Annotated in this window: 23 protein-coding genes and 1 pseudogene; 20 read left to right on the forward strand and 4 right to left on the reverse strand. The window is 37.7% G+C overall.

Translation table 11 applies throughout. The annotated features are described in order from the left end of the window. Positions 1 to 218 precede the first annotated feature (218 nt). The 3 genes and pseudogenes from A5866_RS11820 to A5866_RS11830 all read left to right on the forward strand — a co-directional run bounded on the left by A5866_RS11820 (position 219) and on the right by A5866_RS11830 (position 1,922). A pseudogene (locus A5866_RS11820) lies at positions 219 to 295 on the forward strand. Between the two features lie 62 nt (positions 296 to 357). Continuing rightward, positions 358 to 1,050 carry a hypothetical protein gene (locus A5866_RS11825; protein ID WP_086445288.1) on the forward strand — a complete coding sequence of 231 codons (693 nt, stop codon included), beginning with the start codon at positions 358 to 360 and terminating at the stop codon, positions 1,048 to 1,050. Positions 1,051 to 1,205: 155 nt separating this feature from the next. Next, the gene (locus A5866_RS11830) at positions 1,206 to 1,922 is read left to right on the forward strand and encodes a DUF6287 domain-containing protein (RefSeq protein WP_176332603.1); all 717 of its coding nucleotides are present in this window, start codon (positions 1,206 to 1,208) and stop codon (positions 1,920 to 1,922) included. 183 nt (positions 1,923 to 2,105) lie between these two features. On the opposite strand, the gene A5866_RS11835 is transcribed toward A5866_RS11830, so the two are convergent. Further along, on the reverse strand, positions 2,106 to 3,077 hold the full coding sequence (locus tag A5866_RS11835) for a tRNA dihydrouridine synthase (protein WP_086445287.1): 972 nt from the start codon (positions 3,075 to 3,077) through the stop codon (positions 2,106 to 2,108). A 200-nt stretch (positions 3,078 to 3,277) separates the two neighbouring features. Here A5866_RS11835 and A5866_RS11840 point away from each other — a divergent pair, with 200 nt between their 5' ends. The 4 genes from A5866_RS11840 to yqeK all read left to right on the forward strand — a co-directional run bounded on the left by A5866_RS11840 (position 3,278) and on the right by yqeK (position 6,056). Beyond that, complete coding sequence (locus tag A5866_RS11840) at positions 3,278 to 3,697, forward strand: MarR family winged helix-turn-helix transcriptional regulator (protein WP_254907646.1); 420 nt, start codon at positions 3,278 to 3,280, stop codon at positions 3,695 to 3,697. 38 nt (positions 3,698 to 3,735) lie between these two features. Beyond that, a complete protein-coding gene (locus A5866_RS11845; RefSeq protein ID WP_086445285.1) occupies positions 3,736 to 4,803 on the forward strand; it encodes an LLM class flavin-dependent oxidoreductase in 1,068 nt (355 codons plus the stop codon). An 11-nt stretch (positions 4,804 to 4,814) separates the two neighbouring features. After that, positions 4,815 to 5,381, forward strand: coding sequence for an NADPH-dependent FMN reductase (locus A5866_RS11850; RefSeq protein ID WP_086277468.1), 567 nt, complete (start codon positions 4,815 to 4,817; stop codon positions 5,379 to 5,381). 84 nt (positions 5,382 to 5,465) lie between these two features. Further along, positions 5,466 to 6,056, forward strand: coding sequence for a bis(5'-nucleosyl)-tetraphosphatase (symmetrical) YqeK (gene yqeK / locus A5866_RS11855; RefSeq protein ID WP_086445284.1), 591 nt, complete (start codon positions 5,466 to 5,468; stop codon positions 6,054 to 6,056). Between the two features lie 100 nt (positions 6,057 to 6,156). Here the strand turns inward: yqeK and A5866_RS11860 are convergent, their stop codons facing one another. Both A5866_RS11860 and A5866_RS11865 read right to left on the reverse strand, forming a co-directional pair. Next, a complete protein-coding gene (locus tag A5866_RS11860) occupies positions 6,157 to 7,929 on the reverse strand; it encodes an oleate hydratase (RefSeq protein WP_086445283.1) in 1,773 nt (590 codons plus the stop codon). A 215-nt stretch (positions 7,930 to 8,144) separates the two neighbouring features. After that, positions 8,145 to 8,951: a hypothetical protein gene (locus tag A5866_RS11865; RefSeq protein WP_086445282.1), complete on the reverse strand. Its 807-nt coding sequence runs from the start codon at positions 8,949 to 8,951 to the stop codon at positions 8,145 to 8,147. Positions 8,952 to 9,382: 431 nt separating this feature from the next. On the opposite strand from A5866_RS11865, the gene A5866_RS11870 reads away from it, so the two are divergent. From A5866_RS11870 to A5866_RS11885, 4 genes are all read left to right on the forward strand, one after another. Beyond that, the gene (locus A5866_RS11870; RefSeq protein ID WP_086445281.1) at positions 9,383 to 11,137 is read left to right on the forward strand and encodes a DUF2264 domain-containing protein; all 1,755 of its coding nucleotides are present in this window, start codon (positions 9,383 to 9,385) and stop codon (positions 11,135 to 11,137) included. Then, complete coding sequence (locus A5866_RS11875; protein WP_086445280.1) at positions 11,124 to 11,951, forward strand: hypothetical protein; 828 nt, start codon at positions 11,124 to 11,126, stop codon at positions 11,949 to 11,951. Before A5866_RS11870 ends, A5866_RS11875 begins: the two co-directional genes overlap by 14 nt. 142 nt (positions 11,952 to 12,093) lie before the next feature. Further along, positions 12,094 to 13,257: a glycoside hydrolase family 88 protein gene (locus A5866_RS11880; RefSeq protein ID WP_086445279.1), complete on the forward strand. Its 1,164-nt coding sequence runs from the start codon at positions 12,094 to 12,096 to the stop codon at positions 13,255 to 13,257. A gap of 12 nt (positions 13,258 to 13,269) precedes the next feature. Continuing rightward, a complete protein-coding gene (locus tag A5866_RS11885) occupies positions 13,270 to 15,048 on the forward strand; it encodes a glycoside hydrolase family 35 protein (RefSeq protein WP_086445278.1) in 1,779 nt (592 codons plus the stop codon). A gap of 17 nt (positions 15,049 to 15,065) precedes the next feature. Here the strand turns inward: A5866_RS11885 and A5866_RS11890 are convergent, their stop codons facing one another. Next, positions 15,066 to 15,773, reverse strand: coding sequence for a GntR family transcriptional regulator (locus A5866_RS11890; protein ID WP_086277450.1), 708 nt, complete (start codon positions 15,771 to 15,773; stop codon positions 15,066 to 15,068). A 390-nt stretch (positions 15,774 to 16,163) separates the two neighbouring features. Here A5866_RS11890 and A5866_RS11895 point away from each other — a divergent pair, with 390 nt between their 5' ends. The 9 genes from A5866_RS11895 to A5866_RS11935 all read left to right on the forward strand — a co-directional run bounded on the left by A5866_RS11895 (position 16,164) and on the right by A5866_RS11935 (position 26,072). Next, positions 16,164 to 17,063 carry a PTS mannose/fructose/sorbose transporter subunit IIAB gene (locus tag A5866_RS11895; RefSeq protein ID WP_422389673.1) on the forward strand — a complete coding sequence of 300 codons (900 nt, stop codon included), beginning with the start codon at positions 16,164 to 16,166 and terminating at the stop codon, positions 17,061 to 17,063. 352 nt (positions 17,064 to 17,415) lie between these two features. Continuing rightward, positions 17,416 to 18,207: a PTS mannose/fructose/sorbose/N-acetylgalactosamine transporter subunit IIC gene (locus A5866_RS11900; protein WP_086277445.1), complete on the forward strand. Its 792-nt coding sequence runs from the start codon at positions 17,416 to 17,418 to the stop codon at positions 18,205 to 18,207. Continuing rightward, positions 18,200 to 19,000: a PTS system mannose/fructose/sorbose family transporter subunit IID gene (locus A5866_RS11905; protein ID WP_176271367.1), complete on the forward strand. Its 801-nt coding sequence runs from the start codon at positions 18,200 to 18,202 to the stop codon at positions 18,998 to 19,000. Before A5866_RS11900 ends, A5866_RS11905 begins: the two co-directional genes overlap by 8 nt. A 24-nt stretch (positions 19,001 to 19,024) precedes the next feature. Continuing rightward, a complete protein-coding gene (locus A5866_RS11910; protein ID WP_086445277.1) occupies positions 19,025 to 19,669 on the forward strand; it encodes a bifunctional 4-hydroxy-2-oxoglutarate aldolase/2-dehydro-3-deoxy-phosphogluconate aldolase in 645 nt (214 codons plus the stop codon). Positions 19,670 to 19,673: 4 nt separating this feature from the next. Further along, positions 19,674 to 20,681 (forward strand): sugar kinase, encoded by a 1,008-nt coding sequence (locus A5866_RS11915; protein WP_086445276.1) that lies wholly within the window; start codon positions 19,674 to 19,676, stop codon positions 20,679 to 20,681. Between the two features lie 13 nt (positions 20,682 to 20,694). Then, a complete protein-coding gene (gene kduI / locus A5866_RS11920; RefSeq protein WP_176271366.1) occupies positions 20,695 to 21,537 on the forward strand; it encodes a 5-dehydro-4-deoxy-D-glucuronate isomerase in 843 nt (280 codons plus the stop codon). 15 nt (positions 21,538 to 21,552) lie between these two features. Next, a complete protein-coding gene (locus A5866_RS11925) occupies positions 21,553 to 22,356 on the forward strand; it encodes a gluconate 5-dehydrogenase (RefSeq protein ID WP_086277441.1) in 804 nt (267 codons plus the stop codon). A gap of 111 nt (positions 22,357 to 22,467) precedes the next feature. Then, complete coding sequence (locus A5866_RS11930; RefSeq protein ID WP_086445275.1) at positions 22,468 to 25,482, forward strand: polysaccharide lyase 8 family protein; 3,015 nt, start codon at positions 22,468 to 22,470, stop codon at positions 25,480 to 25,482. A 176-nt stretch (positions 25,483 to 25,658) separates the two neighbouring features. Beyond that, a complete protein-coding gene (locus A5866_RS11935; protein ID WP_086277439.1) occupies positions 25,659 to 26,072 on the forward strand; it encodes an Rrf2 family transcriptional regulator in 414 nt (137 codons plus the stop codon). The last annotated feature ends 16 nt before the right edge of the window (positions 26,073 to 26,088 follow it).

Here is a 26,088-nt window from a genome sequence, read left to right on the forward strand (position 1 = left end):
TGGATTGGTGTAAGTGTTATCTTTATACATCTGCGTTTAAGATGCATCGCGAGTCAATATATAATTTTTGGGGTATATCATTTAGTTTACTTTAAGAAAGTTTATCAATGCACCTATTGATAATATCTGGTATGTATATAAGTTATATTAATTGTTTGTAATTATGGACTAATATATTCATATGTCTTAATGAACAAGATATATTACAAAATGGATTTTGCAGGATTAGCTCAGTATGGTAGAGCGTTACATGTGTATATATGTAAAGTCCCTGGTTCAATTCCAGGATCCTTAAGGGAAATAGTATTATTTCTTTTAAGAATCCTGGGATTTTTTATCTTAAAAAGGAGAAAATCTATGATAGAAGATCAAAACTTGTCTATTTACAAAGCGGCAACTGAAAATGTGCGTGAGTTAAAGAAAAATGTAAAAATATTGAATAAAATGATTAACTTTGCTATAAAAAATGGTAACACTCAAGAGCTTGACACTTTAACAAAGTTATATTTATTATTATTTTCTACATATGCCGAGGCTTCTTTTTTGAAACTAATTAATACTCCCCACGGTTTTTTAAAAACAGAAATAGAAAGTATTAATCAAATGAGAAATTTAGAAAATAAGTGGAAAAGATGTATCGAAATTTGTTTAGATAAACTAAGAAACAATATAAACAAAGGGGATATACAAAATAAAAATAAGAGACTAGAGAAATTAGTTGAAGTGAATATTATCGAAAATAGTCAAATTAGAAATAAAATCGCTCATGGACAATGGCATACTTGTTTTAATAATTCAAATACAAGAATTTCTGAAGAGAACACAACTAAACTTAAAAATATTGATGTGGTTAAGATAAGTCTACACTTAGAAATTTATGTAAAAATACAACAATGCATAGAAGACATAATTGAATCTCCAAAAACACATTATAGAGATTACTATGTTTCGATGGAAGAAATTGAACGAATAGAAAATGCAATAGCTGATAAAAAAAATTGGAATTTAGCGACAAAGAAAAAAAAAGCTGCAAAATTCAAAAAAATATAAAAATAGAAAGCAATATTGATGATTATTTAAGCGATGTAAACTATGTCTATAGATTTCAAAATTTAGTTTAAGAGTAGATATAGTTTGGAAGTTATATTACTGCAGGAATGGTAAAGACATTTTAAGGAGTATATAAAAGAGCGGGAGGATGTACTGTGAGAAAAGGAAAGGTAACGGTTATATTAGGTTTTTGCATAGTCTCTTTAGGGTTATTAGCAGGATGTAATTTTCCTGACAAACCTAGTGCTGACACTGATAAATCATCAGCTAGTACAAAAGTAACGACAGAATTAACTGCGAATAGTAAAGAAACCAAGGTAACGAAGAAAACGACAGCACCAACAACAGAACAATCAAGCACAGCTCAAGAGACAAAAGAAACTGAAGCATCACATGAACAAGCAAAAGAAGAAGTACCCAAAGTAATGGATCTCTCTCAAATACAACAAGGGGATTATTCCAACCTTAACGGAACTTGGGGAAATGGCTTAGGAAATACGATCTTTATAGAAAACAATACAATGAGCTTTACAGATATTTCTAATCAGAAACAACCAGCCGAAATAATTGGGCAGAATGTAGACATTCCTCTACTAAACTCGTCAGATGGGACACCTGAATTAGTATCCTATATGGGGGATAGTAATAAAGTTAAAGCGTATGAACAACAATTAGGGCTTGAAACGAATCAAGGTTTTGTTTCTTTAAGAAGTAATCTTCCAGGTTCAGTAATCTACGTATCGTTTTTACCCAAAGGCGTAATGGGTGACATACTAGAAGGAGATAACAACCAAGATAAGATTGTTGCAGTAGGCACTCAAAATACTGCTACATCAGTTCGAGCAGCGTACGTTTATTACAAAATTGATTAAGTTATCGATGGTTTCCAAAAAATATTTGTACGTATCTACATTGAAAGGCGGAAATATCCTTGAAGTACCCATAAAATAGTGGGTACTTTTTTTATATTATCTTGTCCATACGTATCAAAGTTTGACAGTAAAAAGAAAAAGCACTCTATTTTCATAGAGCACTTAAAAAATCCTATAATAGCCTTATTCTACCGAAGATTCTTTATAAAACTCCTCCAAAATCATTCGAACCTCATCCGTAGATTTTGTCCCCATCAATTTAACCCGCAAATCACTAGCTCCAGGAAATCCTTTAACATAAATCTTAAAGAATCGGTGCAATCCGACAATCGAGCGTGGTACCATTTCTGCATAGTGATCCTGTAAATCAAGCTGCATCTCCAACAATCCAAGCAGCTCTTTCGGCGAATGCTCTTTAGGTTCTTTTTCAAAGGCATAAGGATTTTTAAAAATTCCCCGACCAATCATAATACCATCGACGCCATATTGTTCTGCAAGTTGCAAACCTGTTTGGCGGTCAGGAATATCACCATTGATTGTAATCAGTGTTTGTGGCGCAACGCGATCACGGATTTCCATAATTTGCGGAATCAAATCCCAGTGAGCATCGACTTTACTCATTTCATTTCGTGTTCGTAAATGAACAGAAAGGTTAGCAATATCTTGTTTTAATAAATGTGTGATCCAAGCTTCCATTTCCGCAATTTCTGCATAACCGATTCGGGTTTTGACACTGACAGGGATGCCGCCTGCTTTTGCGGCTTCGATCAATTCAGCGGCCACTTCAGGACGCAAAATCAAACCACTACCCTTACCGCGTCCTGCAACATTAGGAACAGGACACCCCATATTCAAATCAATACCTTTAAAGCCCATTTCAGCTAAGCCAAGGCTCATTTCTTTGAAAAATTCTGGTTTGTCTCCCCAAATATGAGCGACCATTGGCTGTTCATCTTCAGTAAAAACCAAACGTCCACGCACACTTTCGATGCCATCAGGATGGCAATAACTATCTGAATTTGTAAATTCTGTAAAAAAAACATCAGGTGCGCCAGCATCTTTTACGACATGACGAAAAACGACATCCGTCACATCTTCCATTGGTGCTAAAATAAAAAAAGGCTTAGGTAGTTCTGCCCAAAAATTAGTTGTCATTCTATAATCTCCACTCTATTGCACTTTGTAACGTTCTGAAAAACATAATCATTATACTAATAATACTGGAAAGAATCAAAGGGAAGATTTTGAAGACGGAGTAAACGGTATATAAGTACCGGTTTATTGCTTACTTTTAGTAAGTGTGTTAAACTAGCGATATCAGTTTAGTCATAAACTTAAAAAGAGGGTGTGTAGTGATGAAATTATCTCTTTCAGAGAAAGTAAAATTAAGTTGCTGGCTGTCTATCTTGCAATTCGTCCAAAAGAGCAATACGCAGTCCAATGAATTTTTAAAACAATATAATTTAAACGTTTCAAAGTTTGACATGCTGCATCATATCCAAAAAAATCAGCCAATCACTCAAAAAGAATTGGGCGAAAAACTACTTTTATCTAAAGGCGGTGTTTCGCAAATGATTAAACAATTTGAAACAGATGGTTGGATTACTCGTCAGCAAAAGTGGAAAGAAAAGTATATCTCTTTAACTGATCGCGGGCAGGAGCTATTAGATTGCTGTTTTTTTGAACAAAGCAAGTTACAAGCTTCTGTGTTTGATAATCTAACAAAACAAGAAGTAGTACAACTAGCTAAAATCAGTAAAAAATTAATGAAATAGAGACTATAGTTAATCAGAGAAAAGGGAGTGTAAGAAAAATGAACAAAAAATACGGAATCGATTCTTCAAAAGGAATGGAAATTGGTTTATATTCGTTAGGTGATCATATTGCCAACCCAATGACAGGTGAACGGATCAGTCAGCAGCAACGGATCAACGAAATCATTGAAGCGGCAAAATTTGCGGATGAAGCAGGCATCGATGTTTTTGGTGTGGGTGAAAGTCATCAACGATATTTTGTAGGGCAAGCCAATCAAATGATTTTATCCGCAATTGCAACCCAAACAAAAAACATCAAACTTACTAGTTCAGTTTCGGTTTTGAGTACGAATGATCCAGTTCGTGTTTATGAAGAGTATGCAACGTTGGATTTGATTTCTAATGGTCGTGCTGAAATCGTTGCAGGACGTGGCTCTCGCGTAGGTGTTTATGAACTGCTTGGGTTTGATTTGAAAGATTATGAAGAATTGTTTGAAGAAAAAATGCACTTGTTGAAACTCTTGAATGAGGCTACACCAAATGAGCGGATAAATTGGGAAGGGAACTTCCGGGCACCCTTGCAAGATGCGGAAATTCTCCCACAGCCAGTTCGTGGACATTTACCTGTTTGGCGAGCTGTAGGTGGTCCAGCAGAAAGTGCGATCAAAGCTGGATTAGAAGGGATCCCAATGATGTTAACAACGTTAGCTGGACCAGCTCCAATTTTTAAACGCTCAGTAGATGCGTATCGTTTAGCTTTAACGGAAGCGGGCTACGATGAAAAGGAATTTCCGTTGGCAACAACAAGCTTGTTTTATGTAGCTGAGACGGGTAGCCAAGCACGTAAAGAAATGTATCCATTTTTAAATGCTGGTTGGGAAGCAATTCGTGGCGGAACGTATCCAAAACAACATTTTGCTCAATCACAAGATAGTAGAGATACCTTAATGGTTGGTGGTGTTAACGAAATCATTGAAAAAATGTTGTATCAATATGAATTATATGGTCATCAACGTTTTATGGCACAAATCGATTTTGGTGGTGTACCTTTGGACCTAGTTAAGAAAAATATTGAATTGATTGCGACAAAAGTCATGCCAGAAGTTAAAAAATATACTAGAGAATAGGGTGAACATTTATGAAAGTCGTTGCAATAATCGGTTCAGCATTTGGTAGTAAATCAAGAATAGCTGTACATTATGCGGTCAATAAAATAAAAGAAGTACACAAAGAGGCTGAAGTGGATGTGATTGATTTTTCTGAAATACAATTTCCCTTTGCTGATGGTCGTGAGTATTTTCAACATGAAGGTGAGATTGGCGCAGCACTTAAAAAAATCATGGACGCGGATGGTTTGATCATTGGAACACCGATTTTTCAAGCATCGATGCCAGGGACCTTGAAGAATTTGTTTGATCTGCTGCCAGTCAATGCTTTTCGGAATAAAGTAGCTGGAATGATCGTCACGGCTGGATCGGAAAAACATTTTTTGATTCCTGAACAACAAATCCGTCCAGTTTTGAGTTATATGAAGGCTAATTTAGTACCTAACTACGTGTTTATTACAGATGAAGATATTATGCGGCAAGAAATCAAAAATCCTGATATTGAGTTTCGTCTGGATCGTTTTGTGGATGACCTGTTCTTATTGCTGGATACGTATCAAATGATGATGCAGCAAAAAGAAGCGGAATATGATTTTTAAAGAAAAGCTTATAGATAGAACATTGAGGTAGAGTGAAACAAAATTATCATGGTACGATGAAGTAAACTTTCTGGAGGTCATTATATGGGAACTATTGATCAGGAATATTTACAAGCGTCGATAGAACAATTTCTGTCTGAAGCAAATTGTTTAAAAACTTATGCACACTGTATTGCGGTAGGTGATTATGCTTATAAGTTAGCAGAGCAGTTTATGGCGGACCCACATAAGGCTCAGATTGCTGGGTATTTACATGATATTTCTGCAGTTTATCCAGATGATCAGCGAGTTGAAATAGCAAACAAGATGGGGATAGCATTATACAAAGAGGAAATAGTGTTGCCGATGATTATTCATCAGAGAATGTCTAAGGAAATTGCTATAAGTCAATTCAACATAAATGATTCGGAGATATTATCCGCTATTGAATGTCATACTACCTTAAAAGGGAATTACTCTATTTTAGACTTAGTTGTATTTATAGCAGATAAAATAAAATGGGATCAAGATGGTGAACCACCTTATATAACAGGTCTGATGGCAGCATTGGATCATTCGTTAGAATCTGCAGCTTATTATTATATTGACTATTTATTGCATCATGGTATTCAGGTGACCCACCCGTGGTTGAATGAAGCCTATGTGAAATTGAAACAACAATTAGAGCCTGCTTAGACTTTCTTTTAAAAGAATATAATGAAAAGACCTACTTAGTTCTCTTTTATAAAAAGAGCTAAGTAGGTCTTTTGGATAATTACGATATGTTTAACTTGTCTTACAACAAATCAGCATCTTTCAAAATATCCCCGATATACGTATCTTTCGTTTTCTCAACGAACTTTTCAACGATTTTACGTTCTACAAATGGTAAATCCATCTCAGTTAGTTTTTGCTTATCGGATAGATAGTAAACAGAATTTGCTAATGTTCTCAAGTCATAAGCCGATGCAAAAACCTCAGGAACCCCACGTTCAACATCTAGTAATTGATAGACAGCTTCCATCGCTGTTCTAACCGAGTATTCAGTGGTAAAGACTGTATCACGTTCCGTTTCAGCAAAGTTACCAATAAAGGCTAAGTTTTTAGAACCATTAGGAATGACCAATGGGCGATCGCCAGGTTCACGCAACATAAAGTAAGAGGTGATAAATGGCATGTAAACAGGAATTACTGTACATGATTCTTGAGCAAATCTTGCAATGTCTGCTTCAGGAACACCTAAATGATACATCAATTCTTGGGCAATCTCTGCACCAGAACATTGTTCAATCGGTTTTTTAATATAATTACCTGGAGTGTTAGATAATAAACCGTACACCCAAGTGATTGTTTGTTGGTCATTTTGTTCTTTAAAGTGTGGTTGGCGGTGTGTTGCAAAACTCATCAACCAGTTTGAATCTTTAATAGTAATGATCCCGCCAGTCACGATTTTGCCTGTTCGTAATTTGCGGTGTGTCAATCTAGAGATGTAAGGCTCGATATCAAAATTTTCCCAGGTCACTGTAGCAGAAACGAACCAACTTTCGTCTGGTAAGTTTTCGCAAAAGACATCAGGATTCCCAAATTCTGGAGATTGTTTTGCTAAGTTTTTCCAAAGGTTCCAACTGCCGCCTAGATCATGGGTGATTGGTGCAGGAGTGTGATGATCTCCTTCTGTTGAACTTTCAGTAATTGAGCCATTTGTGACAAAGACTAGATCATGCTCAGTCAAATGAATTTCTTCGGTTTTTCCAGCTCGGGTTAATAAAATACTTTTTGCGACCTTGCTTTTCTCTGTGATATCCACTTGAATATTATTGATTTTTGTTTCATATTGGAAGTCAACACCATTGTCATTTAAAAAGGCTAATAGTGGTTTTACTAAAGATTCAAATTGGTTGTAGCGTGTAAATTTCAATGCAGTGAAATCTGGTAAACCTTTAATATGATGAATAAAACGCATCACATAGCGTCTCATTTCAATAGCAGAATGCCATTTTTCAAAAGCGAACATACTGCACCAATATAACCAAAAATTTGATTCAAAGAATTCTTCAGTGAAAACATCTTCGATTCGTTTGCCAACTAATTTATCTTCTGAGGTCATAAATAAGTCAACTAATTCTTTTTGCGCTTTTTTAGATAAGGTAAATTTGCCGTCATCTGCTACGCGTTCCCCACGATTAGAAATGATACGACAATTTGAAGAATTGGGGTCATCATGGTCCAGCCAATAAAATTCATCTAATACAGAAGCATCGTCCACTTCTAATGATGGTACAGAACGGAAGAGATCCCATAAACATTCAAAGTGACTTTCCATTTCACGCCCGCCGCGGGTAACAAAACCATCATGGGGGATGAATTTTCCATCTAAAGAGCCTCCAGATAAGGATAATTCTTCAAAAATATGGATATTTTTACCTTTCATGTGTCCGTCACGAATCAAAAAGACTGCTGCTGCTAAACCAGCTAAGCCTGCACCAACGATATAGGCGCTTTTCTCATCAACGCCTGCCGGTTTTCTACTTCTTGCAAATGCTTCATAGTTTCCACTTACGTACTTCATAAAATATCCCTCCTGATTTTTGATCTGTTACACCGTCATTGTAACAAGGATCATTTTTGTCAACAAAGGATAGCTGTATAAAATTGGACAATTGGTTGATTTTGTCTGAAAAATAGTGTTAGAAGTATAAGAAAAAAGCTTTCTAACAGTGTTGATTGCTAGAAAAGCTTACTAGTTATGTTGACTGAAAATATAGAGAGGAGATGAACCTGTAATTATTGAACAACGGTCCACTCATTAAGCGTTTTTCCAGTGGCATCAATCAATTCCAGCCAACTATTTGTTCCACCAAAATATAAAAACAAGCCCACTTCATTGACGCTTTTTAAAATAATATCTTCTGTGGTCACATTATTTTTCACTTTGTCTTGATGATCTTCTCTGATTCTTTGACCCATTTTTGCTGAAAAGCCTAAAGACCCATCTTTATTAAGTGGCGGTTTAGCCATCATAGTAGCGCCGGCTTTTAACAACATTTCATTACGTTTGTGCCAAAGGGCGGTTGCTTTGCTCTCACGTGTATCGATAAAAAATTTGATTTGGCTGATTTCTTTGGTCCATTTATGCCGAGCTTTGGCTGGTTTTGCTTTGGCCTTTTTAGGTTCTTCATGATGTTTAAACGGGTAGCCAAATTTTTCTAAGACCATAAGCACTTCATTTTTATAGGTCGTAAGTGTTTTGGTAGCGCTAGCTGGAATTTTTGTTGCTACTCCAGAGTTCTGTTCTAGCTGGATGCCGTTTTCTAACGCCTCTGTGATCAGCTGTTGTTCTAAATAGCCTAATTCAATATCCCATGAAGGAGCAATAGTGATCATTTTATTAAAAGTGACTTCAGTGTGAAAAGCCCCAGCTTCTGATCTACCTATCGAAACAATCGTATTTTCATTTAGCAAAACATAGACAGCTGCATGTTCAAGCAGAAGGCCTTCGTTAGTATCAAATAGGGTGATGATTCCTTGTTTGTTATTAAATTCAATGGTTGTTTTGGTTTCTGTGATGAGGACAGATAATTTGATGTTCATATTAGACTCCTTTTTGATCCTTGTTTTCAGTTTATAAGTAAGTAAATAGTAGCATGAAATTCGTCATAAGTCCTGTAACTTAGATCAAGCGATAAATGTTATATAAAATAATGCGCGTTATTTATTATGACGGTTGTAATTTTCAGTAGGCTGAGCTTTTTTATAGTTTTTTATGAGAATAGAACTTGTATTTCAGGAGGTGGATGCTGTTGTTTTCTCATTTTTAATAGGTTAAGTGGTGACGGAAATTCTCTTTTTTTACTTTATGAAGTTGATAATGCTGATTTCTTGTTGAATAAATAATAGGTTAAGTATGGAAAACTAAATGAATATACTCACATTTGATACTCATTTTAATAATAAAAAAATAGTTGAAAAATAAGTGGCGTCTTGTTATTCTGTTCAGTAAATTGATGAAGGTGGTTCGGTCGATGGAAAAGTTTAAGAGTAATGACTTTATGACGAAACAGGATTATCAAATGGCTTTGGAAGAGATCATTCGTCCTTTGAGACAGAAAATACTTGAATCAGATACTTCAGGTTTACATTTAGGTAGTAGTGGAGCCGTCTATGATCAGCAGCGGGCCGACATGGAAGCGCTTGTTCGTCCGCTGTGGGGCATTGCCCCTGCTTGGCGGTTTCAAAAAGATGATGAATTAAGAGATGCCTACTTAACAAAACTAATCAAAGGGACTGATCCAGCTAGTCCTTACTACTGGGGCTTGATCGAGGACTATGATCAATACATCGTTGAGACAGCTGCCCTGTCATTGACATTGTTGTTGCACAAAAAATATGTTTGGGAATTATTGTCAAATACAGCACAACAGAACATGATAAACTGGCTGTCGCAAGCCTTAGTGCGGAAAATCCCTAAAAATAATTGGACTTTTTTTAAAGTATTGATCCGAACTGCATTGTTTCATTGTGGTGAAAAACTAGACCGAAAAAAACTAACTGAAGAATTTCAATTGATTGATTCGATGTATATTGGTGAAGGCTGGTATGTAGATGGGAAAACGACACAAAGAGATTATTATATTCCGTTTGCTTTTCAATACTACGGCTTGATTTACGCAACCTTCATGAAGGAAGAAGATCCTGAAAGAGCCCAATGCTTGATTAATAGAGCGAAGTTATTTGCCCAAGATTTTATATATTATTTTGATAATGATGGTGAAGCACTACCGTATGGCCGCAGCTTAACATATCGTTTTGCACAAGGCGCTTTTTTCTCTGCATTGATTTTTGCTGATGTTGAAGTAATTCCTTGGGGAGAAGTAAAAACAATTCTATCAACACATTTAAAAAATTGGCTAAACCATGATATTTTTACTTTCGATGGTCGGCTTTCGATTGGCTATCATTATGAAAATCTTGTGATGGCAGAAGGGTATAATGCGCCAGGTTCACCTTATTGGGCGCTAAAGACATTCTTGTTGTTGGCTGTGCGTCACGATCATCCTTTTTGGGAAGCAGTGCCAATACCTGTGAAGAAACAAGGGAAGAAATTTGTAGGAAAAGGAAATATGCTTTTAATGCAGGCGCGAGATGGAGAGCACTTATTAGGATTTCCAGCTGGGATGATGGTCGCAGGACAAGCTCATGCACAAGCAAAATATAGTAAGTTTGTCTATTCTACAAAATTTGGCTTCAGTGTCCCTAAAGCAGGTACTCGTTATGAAGAAGGTGCTTTTGATAATACCTTGGCTATTGCTCGCGCCGGGGAAGGGGATTTTCAAGCGAAAGGTGTGACGGAAAGTTACTGGCTGACAGAAGATTGTGTTTATCAGAAGTGGTCGCCATTTGAAGGTGTGACGATTGAAACAGAAGTTTATCCTTTTGAACAGTGGCATCTACGAGTCCATGAAATCAATACAAAAGTACCGTTAGAGGTTCGAGAAGGTGGGTTTAGTCTGCCATTATTGGGAAGAAAGCCACAAGGACAGCTAGGCTCAGATTGGAGTTTTGTAACGGAAAAAGATTGGTTATCTCAGATTGTTGCGATAGAAGGCTACGACGAAGCGCTGATTATTCAGCCAGAACCGAATACTTCTTTATTTTTCCCAAGAACTAGCTTGCCGTGCTTGAAAAAATCATTGCCTGCAGGTGAACATCGCTTGATCTGTCTGGTTGGCGGTATGATTAAAAGTGATAAGGAGACGAGAAATAATGATAAAAATTGAGTTGAAAAATAATCAAGATCGACTGATCGTTGGCAAAATTGACCATGAAAAAGAGGAACAGTTATATATAGCCGAAGGGGCTGAAATGGCAGTTTTAGCCATCAAAGATTACACTTATGAAGTAGGGGATAAAATCGTGGTGTCGACAACGGAGCTGAGTTCATACTTGGCCGTACAACTTGATGAAACCCTGCCGTTGTCGATTATTTATGTTGCTCAACAAACATGGGAATATCAAATTCCGCTTATAGAATCACTTAGAAAAGCTTCTGTTGAAACAGCATTTCATTCAAAACGCCATCATTTGATGGTACGAAAAGCCCATGACTTTGAAATCAAGAACTACCAAAATCTTTCGTTCAATTCTCATGATCAAAAGGCAAGCTCAGGTGCGTACCCTCATGCAAGTGCGAATGTAGAAACGAGAGATGATGCAGTATTTTTTGCTAAAAATGCCATTGATGGAAAATACGGAAATTTATCTCATGGTTCGTATCCTTTTGCCTCATGGGGCATCAATCAACAAAAAGATGCAGCGTTAACAATTGAATTTGGTCGTAAAGTTGAAATTGATTGGATCAGGTTACTATTTAGAGGAGATTATCCTCACGATAGCTATTGGACTGAAGTAACATTAGAATTTTCAGATGGTACACAGCAAATTCTAGCCACAACCAATGACACAATATTTCAAGAAATTAAATTTCCAACCAAAGTAACAGAGTTTGTGACATTGAAAAATCTTAAAAAAGCCGCGGATGATTCTCCGTTTCCAGCGCTTACTCAAATCGAAGTTTTCGGGAGAAATAAGTAAAGAAATGAACCATGATCTTTTGCCTAGAAAGCAATCATGGTTTTTTTGTTGGAAAAATGTCGTAAGAAGCATTCGCTTTTTCATTTTGTTTGGGTTATAATGATTTTGGTTAATATGTTAACAAGTTAAGGAGCTGTGAAATATGTCTCTTCAGGAAAATAAAGATAAGCTGATCGATTTGGGTGAAAAGGTGAGCCCGCAATGGTTAGCAGAACAAATCAATTGGTGCATCACACAAATCGAGAAAAATATGGAACGATTTGGTACACAATTTCCTTCTGCCAGTGCTACCAATGGGAAATATCGGATCAAGGCCAATGATGATTGGACGAATGGATTTTGGACTGGAATGCTTTGGTTAGCATATGAATGGACTGGAAAAGAAACGTTTTTAAAACGAGCAATGGAAAATATCGTCAGTTTTCAACAACGTTTAGATGATCATTTTGTATTGGATCATCATGATATCGGTTTTTTATATAGTCTATCAGCAGGTGCGGGCTATCAAATAACTGGAAGTGAGGCCTGTAAGACAGAAATTATTCAAGCCGCAGATGTTTTGATGGCACGTTTTCAGAAATCAGGTAATTTTATCCAAGCTTGGGGGAAATATGGTGATCCTAAAGAATATCGCTTGATTATTGATTCTTTGATCAACTTGCCTATTCTATTTAAAGCAGCAGAAATTTCGGGCGATGCTCGCTATTCAGCTGTTGCAACGAAGCATTACCATACATTGTTAGAGACTGTGATCAAAGCGGATGCAACAACGTTTCATACGTATTATTTTGATCCTGAAACAGGCCAACCGAGTCATGGAGCTACGCATCAAGGGAATAGCGATGAATCAATTTGGGCAAGGGGCCAAAGTTGGGCGGTCTTAGGGATTCCGTTGAATGAAGGGTATCTGCAATCTAAAACATTTCCAGAAAATTATGCACAAATTGTTGATGTATTTCTAGCACATTTGCCTGAAGATCTTGTTCCTTATTGGGATTTTGATTTTAATGACCAACAACCTTCAGATAAAGATAGTTCTTCAGCAGCTATTGTAGCGTGTGGATTATTGGAAGCTGAAGCGTTACAAGTTTATCCAAATGCAAAGGCTCTTGCCAAAGGAATCATTTATCAATTGGGGGAACAGTATTCTGCTAAGGAAGTATTAGGGAATGAAGGCTTATTGCTTCATGGAGTATATGCACACGGAGAAGGCAAGGGAATCGATGAACCAAACTTATGGGGCGATTATTTTTATTTGGAAGCCTTGATCAGATTAGCAAAACCAGAATGGCAAAGATACTGGTAAAGGGGAATGATGATGCAAACGTTTGAGATAAAAGAAGATTTTTTACTAGATGGCAAACCAGTCAAATTGATCAGTGGTGCGATCCATTATTTCCGGATGACACCAGGGCAGTGGGAAGATAGTTTATACAACTTAAAAGCTCTAGGAGCTAATACTGTAGAAACCTATATACCTTGGAATCTACATGAACATATTGAAGGAACGTATGATTTTGAAGACTTAAAAGATATCGAAGCCTTTGTAAAACTTGCGCAAGAAATCGGGCTGCTCGTTATTTTGCGCCCGTCGGTTTATATTTGCGCTGAATGGGAGTTTGGTGGTCTGCCCGCTTGGTTGCTAAGAGAAAAAGGCATGCGATTGCGTTCGACTGATCCACGTTTTATGGAAAAAGTTCGTCAATATTTTAGTGTTCTAATTCCTAAACTAATACCGCTGCAATTGACTCAAGGTGGACCTGTGATCATGATGCAGATCGAAAATGAGTATGGGTCTTATGGAATGGAAAAAGACTATCTTCGTCAAACTAAACAATTGATGGAAGAGTTTGGTGTTGATGTACCACTGTTTACTTCAGATGGTGCGTGGGATGAAGTACTTGATGCTGGAACATTGATTGAAGAAGATATCTTTGTGACAGGTAATTTCGGAAGTCATTCAAAGGAAAATGCTCAAGTGATGCAAAACTTCATGAAACGTCATGGAAAAAAATGGCCGATCATGTGTATGGAATATTGGGATGGTTGGTTTAATCGTTGGAATGAACCAATCATCAAACGAGATGGGCAAGAGCTAGCGACAGAAGTCAAAGATATGTTGGAAGTTGGTTCGTTAAATTTATATATGTTTCATGGTGGGACAAACTTTGGCTTTTATAATGGCTGTTCAGCACGCGGTGTGTTAGATTTGCCGCAAGTCACAAGTTACGATTATGATGCATTGTTGACGGAATGGGGCGAGCCGACAGAAAAGTATTTTCATGTTCAAAAAGCCATCAAAGAAGTCTGTCCAGAAGTTTGGCAAGCAGAACCGCGTAAAAAAGAACTGATGAACCTCGGGACATATCCTATAAAAGAAAGTGTTTCACTATTTGCAACAAAGGATCAGATGATCCAGGCTCAGCAGGCGATGTATCCATTAAGTATGGAAGAAGCCGGTGAGGGATATGGCTATATGTTGTATTCAGTAGAATTGAAAAATTATTTTCATGAAAATAAATTAAAAATCGTTGAAGCTAGCGACCGAGTCCAAGTTTATGTGGATGGAAAGTATCAGACGACGCAGTATCAAGAAACAGTCGGAGAAGAGTTGGCGATAAATGGACAACCCGATAAAAAAGAAATCAGTTTAGATGTTTTGGTTGAAAATTTAGGCCGAGTCAATTATGGATTTAAACTAAATAGTCCTACTCAATCAAAAGGGATCCGCGGCGGTATTATGCAGGATATTCATTTTCATCAAGGATATAGACACTATCCGTTAACGTTGTCTGAAAGTCAGTTGCAGGCTATTGATTATACAGCGGGAAGTAATCCACAACAGCCTTCGTTTTATCGAATAGAGGTTGAGCTGGATACATTAGGGGACACGTTTATTGATTGTTCTGACTATGGTAAAGGGGTTGTGTTAGTCAATGGTGTCAACCTTGGGCGTTACTGGGAGGTCGGGCCGATCCGATCATTATACTGCCCAAAAGAATTTTTGAAAAAGGGTCATAACGAAGTGGTGATTTTTGAGACGGAAGGTCGAGAAATCAAAGAACTGCACTTCTCAGAAAAAGCCATTGTCGATTAAAAAATCGAAGCAGAAGCTTACTCAGCTTCTACTTCGATTTTTGTTTTGAAATATTTCCAGTGTTTATAACTAACGATATACTCGGCAACACTTCCGTCAGACAGATAAGAATGCTTGACTTGTTTAACTGCTGGTTCCCGAAAGCTCAATTGCAATAAATTTAACAGCTCTGGATCGTCTGGAAAGACGATTTCATTGGTTTCGACAGAGGCTAATGAAAACAAATCGATCGCAAAATCTTTCCGAACTTTTTCGTAGACACTTGCATAAGCAGCAAGGTCTTTTTCGATTGGTTCTTTCATCATTTTTTTAGGCAGATGTGTGATATGGGCTAAAAAAGGTGTATCGCCAAAAGAGCGCACACGAATAATCTTATAATAGCTAGCATTAGCAGGTAAGCCTAACTGCTTTAGAATCTCAGGTTTATTTTCTTCTTCAACAGAGATTACTTGAACTTTCTCAGTATCTAAGGAGTGAAGTTCTATATCAGAAAACTTAACGTTTTGGGAGATCTTGGCTTTTGAAACAAAAGTCCCTTTCCCTTGAATACGGTACAAATAGCCTGCGCTGGTTAATTCGTTCAATGCTTTAACTGCAGTGATAGAACTGACAGAATAAATGCGCTTGATATCTGCTTCAGAATAAAATTTATCGCCGGGAATGAATGTATGATTTTTTATTTCGGCTAAGAGATCTTGTTTGATCTGTTCATATTTAGGAATCATGAGAGATTACCTCCATTCTCATAAGATAGTCAATTAAGGATAACATGTTAATTTTACTTTAGCAATTGCTTTATAAGAGAATCTGTTAGTAAATATGCACAATAAGTAAGGTCATAATAAAAAATCAACATATTAAGATATTAGGTTTACGGATGGGTTATCATGTGTTATAGTATATTCGTAAGGAACATAACATGTTAAGTAGGGCGACCTGCATTGCTATCTAGCTACGCGGGCTAACCTTTCGGGAAAAAGATAAAACCTGAATGTGACAAAAAGCGTCACCAGTCATGTTTTCCTATTTTCCTGTCAAGGTTAAACGAGCCCGCTACGCTTTTATTTTAAGGAGGGAATCAAGTGGAAAACATTGTATTGATAAGCCATGGCGGGATGGCTGAAGGTGTTAAAGGTAGTTTGGAGATGATTGTTGGACAACAAGAACATATTCATACCGTATCTTTACGACCTGACGGGGATAATATCCAATTTGAAAATGAGTTAAATTCAAAAATGAAAGCCCTTAACGGATCGACACTGATCATTGCAGACTTACTAGGTGGGACGCCTTGTAACGTTGCGGTGAAAAATTATTTGAATGTGGCTGATGTTGAAATTATTGCCGGAATGACTCTTTCAATCGTAATTGAAGCTGTTGTCAATCAGCAAGCTTCTATCAAAGAACTTGTCTGTTTGGCGAAAGAAAACATTGTGGATGTCAAAGCTGGTATGAATAAAGCTGAGAAAGATATTTCAGAAGCAAGTTTAGAAACTGAGCTCAGTAATTATAGTGAATATGCAGGTTATGCCAATATCGTCAATACCCGTATTGATGAACGCTTGATTCATGGGCAAGTAGCTGGGATTTGGTCAACAAGTTTGGATACACAAAGAATTATTGTGGCAAACGATGAAGCAGCCTCAGATCCTTTGCAAAAGACTTCTCTTAGAATGGCGGCACCTACTTCTATGCGATTATCGGTTCTACCTGTTGCAGAAGCTGCGGGAAATATTTGTGCTGGTAAATATGGTAAACAAAGGCTGTTCTTGTTATTCAAAAACCCAGCAGATGTTTTAAGGTTTATTGAAGCAGGCGGACCAATCGAGACTGTGAATGTTGGCAATATGAGTTACAAAGAAGGCGCTCGTGAAATAACGAAAAGTATTCAGGTTTTAGAAAATGAAGAGAGTATTTTTGAATCGATTGCTTCAAAAGGGGTAAATGTTACGGCTCAATTAGTTCCAAATGACCCGGCAATTGATTTTATGAAGAAAATGAAAAGTAAAAATTAATATATTATCTCACTTTGAAATGTGCCAGGAAACACAGTGAATGAAATGAACTGATGTTGAAAAGTACAAGGTGTATCGAAGCGGAACGTTGTTACCATATCTAGTTACGCGGGCTAGCTCTTCGGGAAAAAGATAAAAATAGAGTGAGACAAAAAGCGTCTCAATCGATTTTTCCTATTTTCCTGTCAGAGCTGAACGAGCCCGCTACGCTTTTAAATTATCTAGCTGCACAAATCAATCCTTAGGAAAATAGATAAATTGTCAGTGAAACAAAGAACGTTTCAATGTCAATTTCCTAATTTTCTACAGGATTAACCGATTTGTTCCGCTTTTAAAATTAGGAGGAAAATTCATGCATTTAGCGGCGTATCAAATTATTCTTATTACGGTTTATGCTTTTATTGCAATTAATGATTCACTTATTTCAAATACGTTGACGCAACCTGCCATTGCCGGAATGATTTCAGGGATGATCATGGGGGATTTGAAAACAGGGTTGATGGTCGGTGGGACTTTACAGCTTATGCGTTTAGGAATTGCGGCATTTGGTGGAGCTTCTGTACCGGATTATTTTACTGGAGCGGTGCTTGGGACAGCCTTTGCGGTTATTTCAGGTAAGGGAGCTGAATATGGGATCGGTTTAGCTGTGCCAGTATCACTATTGATGTTACAGCTGGATGTTGTGGCACGGTTTTGTAATGTGTTTCTGTTGCATCGTGTCGACAAAGCAATCGATAATATGCAGGTCAAACGGATTCCACGTTTAGTATTGTCAGGTTCATTTTTATGGGGATTGTCTCGTGCTATTCCAATTTTATTGATGCTGTTAGTTGGCGATGCAGCAGTTACGACCATTACTGAAAATATGCCGGAATGGTTGATGACGGGTCTGAAAACAGCAGGTGGTGTTTTACCAGTGGTGGGTGTCGGTATTTTACTACGTTACTTACCGACTAAACAATATATTCCTTATCTATTATTAGGATTCTTTTTGGCCGCTTATCTACAAGTACCAATGCTAGGTGTTTCGATCATTGGGATGGTAGCAGCTATGCTCGTATTTAAACGTGATAGTGATAAACCAGTAGCGCAAGAAAATGCTGGAACAAGCAACTTTGAAGGAGGATTTGATGGCGATGAGTAATCAAAAACTAACGAAACAAGAATTGAATGCAATCAGCTGGCGCTACATTTTAGGAAGTCAATTAAACTGGAACTATGAACGAATGATGAGTTCTGGCTATTTATATGGTATTTTACCGGTATTGAAAAAATTCTACGGACATGATGAACAACAATTCCAAGATATGATGCGTACGCACAATCAATTTTTTAATACTAATGCTATTTTCGGAAACTTGATCATGGGGATCGATGTTGCGATTGAAGAACAAGATGGCTACAAAGCAAAAGACACGATCGTAGCGTTAAAAACAGCGTTGATGGGTTCCTTAGCGGGTGTTGGTGACTCATTGTTCCACGTGATTTGGGGAACGATTTTTGGTTCAGTTGCTGGAACCTTGGCACAAAATGGTTCGGTTGTGGGGTGTGTGATCTGGATCATTGCCAATATTGCGTTATTGTTTGGACGAGCTGCATTATTGCCGCTTGGCTATAAACAAGGTGTCAAACTCGTAACGACTTTAAAAGATAAATTATCAGCATTTACGAATGCGGCAACCGTTTTAGGAATCACCGTGATCGGTGCATTGATTCCTTCGGTGATCAAAGCGACAGTACCGTTTGTTTATAAAAAAGATGGTGTTGAATTAGTTATTCAAGATACTTTGGATGCTATTTTGCCATCGTTAGTCCCAATCCTTTTAGTTCTTTTGACTTACTGGATGTTAGGGCAGAAAAATTTAAACTCAACTCGTGTGATCTGGATCATTTTGATTCTTTCGATCGCATTAAGTGCTTTTGGAATTCTAGGATAATAAAATGCAGGAATAGGTGATTAAATGAAACGAGTCGATATTTTATCTCGTTTAGAGAAAACAGGTGTGGTTGCTGTTGTCCGTGGTGCTACTAAAGAAGAAGCGTTAAAAGCTAGTCACGCTATTATTGAAGGTGGTATGACTGGAATCGAATTGACCTTCACTGTGCCGCAAGCTGCTGAAGTGATCAAAGAATTAGTAGCAGTTTATAATGATCGATTGGATGTTGTGATCGGCGCTGGTACTGTATTAGATGCCTTAACCGCTCGATTGGCGATCATGGCTGGTGCTGAGTATGTGGTTAGTCCAAGTTTTGATATAAAGACAGCTGAGCTTTGTAATTTATATCAAATTCCTTATTTACCGGGTTGTATGACGATCACAGAAGTTCAAGAGGCATTGAAAAGTGGCGCAGATATCGTGAAGCTGTTTCCAGGAAGTGTTTATGGACCAAGTATTATTTCCGCCTTTATGGCGCCAATGCCTCAAGCGAGCATCATGCCGACAGGTGGTGTCAATTTAGCAAACATGGCAGATTGGTTTAAGGCTGGCGCAGTCACAGTAGGTGTTGGTGGTGATTTATTAGCGCCCGCTGCAGCTGGTGACTTCCAAACAGTTACCGAAACTGCCCGTCAGTATGTAGCAAAACTAAAAGAAATTAAGGGATGAGCAGATGGGAAAAGTCGTTACTTTAGGTGAAATCATGTTGCGTTTATCAACGCAGTCGGGAAATCGTTTAGTTCAAAGTAACTCTTTGCAGGCTCATTATGGTGGTGGTGAAGCCAACGTAGCTATTTCTTTGGCAAATTACGGACATGAGGTTATTTTTGCGAGTAAAGTACCCGATACAGCTTTAGGTGAAGCAGTGTTCAAACATTTGCATGGGTATCAAGTCGACACTCACTATCTGCTTACAGGGAGTCAACGTTTAGGCACGTATTATCTGGAAACAGGGATTGGCGGACGTGCTGCGGCTGTTATTTATGATCGAGCTGAATCTGGTTTTGCTGCGATGAACGTGCTTGAATGGGATTTAGCTACTTTATTTGATGATGTGGATATTTTTCATATTTCAGGTATTACACCAGCTTTATCAAAAAAATGGCAGACAATGACCTTAGAGCTAATGAAACAAGCCAAAAAATCAGGCTGTAAAGTTAGTTTCGATAGTAATTACCGTAGTAAATTGTGGAGTCAAAAAGAAGCTGGACAAGTGATCCGACAGCTTTTACCATATGTCGACTATTGCTCAGCTGGGAAATTAGATGCAGTCAATCTTTTGGGGATTACCAATGAACCAGCTGAACAAGAACATGAATTAGCCTTTTATTACAAAGAAATGCACCGACTATTTCCAAATATTCAATTATTTTATTCAACAAAACGCAAAATCTATTCTGCTAGTGCTAATCAATTAATCGGTACACTTTGGCAGGATAATCACTATTATGAATCAGATATCCATGAAATCGATCCAATTATAGACCGAGTTGGTGCAGGCGATGCATTTGCTGGTGGAATTTTACATGGTGTATTAGAACAAATGACGCCGCAAGCAACAGTCGATTTTGCTACAGCAGCAGCGGTATTAAAGCATACCGTACATGGTGATTGTAATCAGTTTAACAAAGAAGAAGTCGCTGATTTTTTAAGAAGTGGCTCAGGAAAAATAATTCGATAAGGGAGTATGAATCATGCAAAATATGGACAATAGATATACGCATAGTCCGGAAGATATCCGTCACTATTCAACAGAAGAATTACGTAGAGAATTTTTAGTAGAAAAAATATTTGCACCGGGTGAAATCAGTTTGACATATACACACAATGATCGAATGATCTTTGGTGGGGTAACACCAACAACAGAGTCATTAGAAATTGTGTTAACGAAAGAATTAGGTGTTGACTACTTCTTAGAACGTCGAGAATTAGGGGTAATCAATATCGGTGGTTCGGGCTCGATCACAATTGATGGTCAAACAGAATCAATGAAAAAACAAGATGGTTATTATATCGGAAAAGAAACCAAACAAGTGATTTTTCAATCAGATGATCCCAAAAATCCAGCTAAGTTTTATGTGAATAGCGTTCCAGCACATCATAAATACCCGAATGTAAAAATCAGTATCGATCAAATCAAACCGATGGAAACAGGAGAAGCGTTAACCTTAAACAAACGTAAAATCTATCAATACATTCACCCAAATGTTTGTGAAAGCTGCCAACTTCAAATGGGCTACACAGTCTTGGAACCAGGTAGCTCGTGGAATACAATGCCTTGTCATACACACGTCCGTCGGATGGAAGCTTACCTTTATTTTGACTACGCTAGCGAAGATACACGTGTCTTCCATATGATGGGCAAACCAGATGAAACCAAGCATTTAGTTGTGGCCAATGAACAAGCGATCATTTCACCAAGTTGGTCGATTCACTCAGGTGTAGGAACAGGCGATTATACGTTTATCTGGTCAATGTGCGGCGAAAATATCACGTATACAGACATGGATATGGTGCCGATGGATCAACTAAAATAGAAAAGAGGAATAAAAATGGAATTTAATATGGACATGTTCCGTTTAGATGGGAAAGTAGCGTTAGTAACAGGGGCTGTACATGGTATTGGCTTTGAAATCGCTAAGTCATTAGCTGCGGCTGGCGCTATGATCGTTTTTAATAATTTGTCTCAAGACTCTGTAGATAAAGGACTGGCTCTTTACCAAGAAGCGGGGATCAAAGCTCGAGGTTATGCTTGTGATGTAACAGATGAAGAGGCCGTTCAAGCGACAGTTAAACAAATCAAAGATGAGGTTGGTTCAATCGATATTTTGGTGAACAATGCGGGAATCATCAAACGAATTCCCATGATCGAAATGTCTGCGGCAGAATTTAGACAAGTGGTCGATGTGGATTTGAATGCACCTTTTATCATGGCTAAAGCAGTCATTCCAGATATGATCGAAAAAGGCGGCGGCAAAATTATTAATATTTGTTCAATGATGAGTGAGCTGGGCAGAGAAACAGTCAGTGCTTATGCGGCAGCTAAAGGCGGGCTTAAAATGTTGACGAAAAATATTGCTTCTGAATACGGTCAATACAATATCCAATGCAATGGCATTGGGCCTGGCTATATTGCGACACCACAAACAGCACCGTTAAGAGAGAAACAAGAAAACGGTGATCGTCATCCTTTCGATCAATTTATCATAGGACGAACACCAGCAGCTCGTTGGGGCGAGCCGGTCGACTTAAGTGGTCCAGCAGTTTTCTTAGCTTCAAGTGCATCAGATTTTGTGAATGGACACATTTTATACGTTGATGGTGGTATTTTAGCCTATATTGGCAAACAACCGTAAACAACTTATAATAGTAGAAAGAGCAACCCATGATCGCCAATCGTATTATGGGTTCTCACTTACAAAACAATGAAAGCGTTTGCTTAACGATCAGAGAAGGAGGGTACAATAATGATCAATAGATCTAAAAAATGGCTGTGTATTGTAGGCTGCTCACTTTTACTTGGTAGTTTTTCTTATGCACTGAGTGGTGAGAGTTTTGCTGAGGAAGTAACTCAAGTCCAAACTGGTATTTACGAATCAGATTTTGCTAATCAGCTGGGAGAATGGCAAGATGTTGTTGGAAAAGCCGATAAGGCAAGTACAGCTAATGGGTTGATTATTGGAAATACAAAACAAGGAACAAATTTAGAATCGGTTTCCTTAAATAAAAATGCTGGCAGTAAAAGTGCTGGTGATCTGGAATATACATTTTTATATGAAGGACAAACGAATTTTGGGTTAGTCTTTCGCGCTGATTTACAAGATTCTAAAAAATGGCAGTCTTTCGCTTATACTCGAGATGGGCAATGGCAATTAGGACAACCTGGAGGAAAATGGATTACAACGATTACTGGGCCTAAATTGATTTCAGGGCAACGCTATAAAGTATTGATCCGTTATGAAGGAAAGAGCATCGAAGCGTTTTTGAATGACCAACTGTTATATGAAAATAATGAAGTGATTTACCCGAATACTTCTACGAGTATTGACGGTGATTGGGAAGGATATGTAGGGATTCGCCTTTTTGGCAATCTATCAAAACTAAACGTCCTGTCAATGCGTAGTGGTGCAGTTGGCAGTCTTCCTGTTGAAAATAACGTAAGCGATTATGCAACTTTAAAAGAAAAATGGAAAAATCAATTGGTCTCTGATCAGTATGACGAAACCAATACGACCGTTGTAAACTACGTTAAAAAACTTTCAGAAGAAGCGGAGCAATTATATCAAACCTTAAATAAAGACCCAAATCGAACATATCTTTGGCCAATCGAGCAAGGGAACACAGCTTCAGCAGATTTGACGACACAATTTACTAAATTACAAAAACTTGCTTTAGCCTATGGAACAAAAGGTAGTGTTTTTTATCATGATCCGCAGATAGCTGCTGCAATCAACGACGGCTTAGATTTCATGGTGACAAAAAAAGGCTACGACGGGAAGAAATATCATGGCAATTGGTGGGATTGGCAGATTGGTGTACCGCAAAAATTTGTTGGTATTTTAATGATTTTAGGAGATCAAGTACCACAAGCTAAACAACAGCAGTATACGGAAGCTATGAGCGGCTATGTGCCTGATCCGTTTAAACAATTGTATACCAAAGCCCAAGGAACGTTCGTTGATCTAGCATTTATTCCTAACTTTGTAACTTCGGGAGCGAATCGTACAGATTTAGCTCAAACTGTTTTAGCATTGGGCATTTTACAAGAAAATGATGGGAAAATCAGTCAAGCTTCTAGCAGTATTGTCGATGTGTTTAAATTAGTGACCAAAGGTGACGGTTTTTATCAAGATGGTTCCTTTATTCAGCATAATAATATTCCCTATACAGGATCATATGGCAATGTACTGATGAAAGGTGTGGGCCAAATCTTAGCAATCACTAAAGATTCTAAATTTGAAATGGATCCAACGATTGTTCAATCGTTCGTTGAAAATGTTGACAAAACATTTATTCCTTTGATCTATCAAGGCGAAATGTTACCAGGTGTCAATGGTCGTTCAATCTCTAGAGCGCCAGCTAAAACTAAAACAGGTTATGGTTCCACAACCCTTTATAATTTATTGATCGTCTCAAAATTTGCTCCAACGGAATACCAAACGAAATTTAAAGAAGCTGCTAAATATTGGATGAAAGAAAATCCAACGTATTATTTGACTAATGCAAGAGATTATAATGATTTACAAATGACGATGTCTGTATTGGACGATACAGCAATCATTGGTGAGACCTTGCCATTTGTCGGGACAAAAATGTATGCCTCAATGGATCGATTTGTTCAAAGAACACCAAATTACATGATGGGTTTAAGTTTATATTCTAGCAGGATTTCGTCCTTTGAAGCAGGCAACAAAGAAAATAAACGTGGCTGGCATACAGCTGATGGTATGTTGTATTTGTATAATGATGACGAAGTACAATTTAATTCTGCTTATTGGCCAACAGTCGATCCTTATCGGTTGCCAGGTACAACTGTAGATACCGTTCCTTTAAAAGATGAAGTATCCGCCTTCACAACAGTTACCTCAAAAGAAAAATGGGTTGGCGGCGTAGCTCTAGATAATCAAGCTGTTGTAGGGATGGCGTTGAATAAAACAGGAACAAAAAATAATGGGACCGTGTTACCAATGAATCTCCAAGGAAAAAAATCATGGTTTGTGGTAGATGGACAAATTGTCGCATTAGGCGCGGGAATCAAAGGGGATACGACAGCTTCGATTGAAACCATAGTAGATAATCGTCTATTAAATGACAACTATACCTATGACGTACTGTCAAATAATGGTGTGATTCAACAAGAAAAAGAACGCAGTACGAAAGAATGGCTACTATTAAAATCAAATCACCAAAATGCGAATATTGGCTACTATTTCCCGGAGAATGCAACAGTGGATGTAATCAGTGAAGTTCGTAAAGGATCGTATACAGAAATCAATGAAGCTTTTCCTAGTAACGATCAATACACTGGAAACTATCGCAAGTTTGTACTAGATCACGGGAAAAATCCAACGAATGAGCAGTATGCATATGTAACATTGCCGGGAATTGATGAAGCAGGTCTAAAAAAATATGCAGCAGAAAAACCTGTAACGATTTTAGCTAATTCAGCTGATATTCAAGCTGTAGAGTTGAAAAAAGCTAATTACTTAGGTGTGAATATCTGGGAAGAGACTGGTGGCAGTATAGCGGGAATCACGTCGAACAAGGCGGTGTCTTTATTGAAGAAAACAAATGAAGGCAAGAAAACCTATGTGTTAGCAGAGCCAACGCAATCAAATGTCGTTATGACAGTCAAAATACCTAAAGACTTCCAGCAAATTGTGATGCTAAGTGAAGGGGTAACATATGACGAAGCCACTGATACCTTTACGATTCATTTCGAGAACACAGGTGGAAGTAGTAAACAAATCGTTGTAGAGTAAATAAGTAAAAAATGATTTCTAGTCTGACTTCCCTAAGTAATAGGGAATGTTTAGGCTAGAAATCATTTTTTTTTAAGCAGAATAAAATAAAGTGATTTTATTTGTTGACATTTTTAAAGAATCGCAGTAAGATTTGAATGTAACTTAGAATGTTACTAAGATTTGGAGTGATAGACATGGCCATGTCGACGAAATTAAGTGTTGCGATCCATATTCTAAGTTTGATTGAAATCGGGCCACCCGATCGTGTCAATTCTGAATTGATCGCATCAAGTGTAAATACCAATCCAGTTGTTGTCAGAAGGTTGATGAGTAAGCTAAAAAAAGCTGGACTTATCCACACAAGTAGAGGCGCAACTCAAACCTATTTGTTGAAAAAACCAGAAGATATTTCTCTCTATGATGTCTATGAAGCGGTCGAGTTAGATCATGAAGTATTCAACATTCATCAAAATCCTAATCCGAACTGCCTTGTTGGAGCGAATATCCAGTCTGCTTTAGAAGAACAATATAGTAAAGTTCAGCAAAGCATGGAAGCCGAATTAAAAGAAATTGCCTTAGCTGATGTGATCCATCAAATTAAGCAATAAGAGACTTAAACGTGTC

It is taken from the genome of Enterococcus sp. 12C11_DIV0727, assembly GCF_002148425.2.
Taxonomy (GTDB): domain Bacteria; phylum Bacillota; class Bacilli; order Lactobacillales; family Enterococcaceae; genus Enterococcus_L; species Enterococcus_L lemimoniae.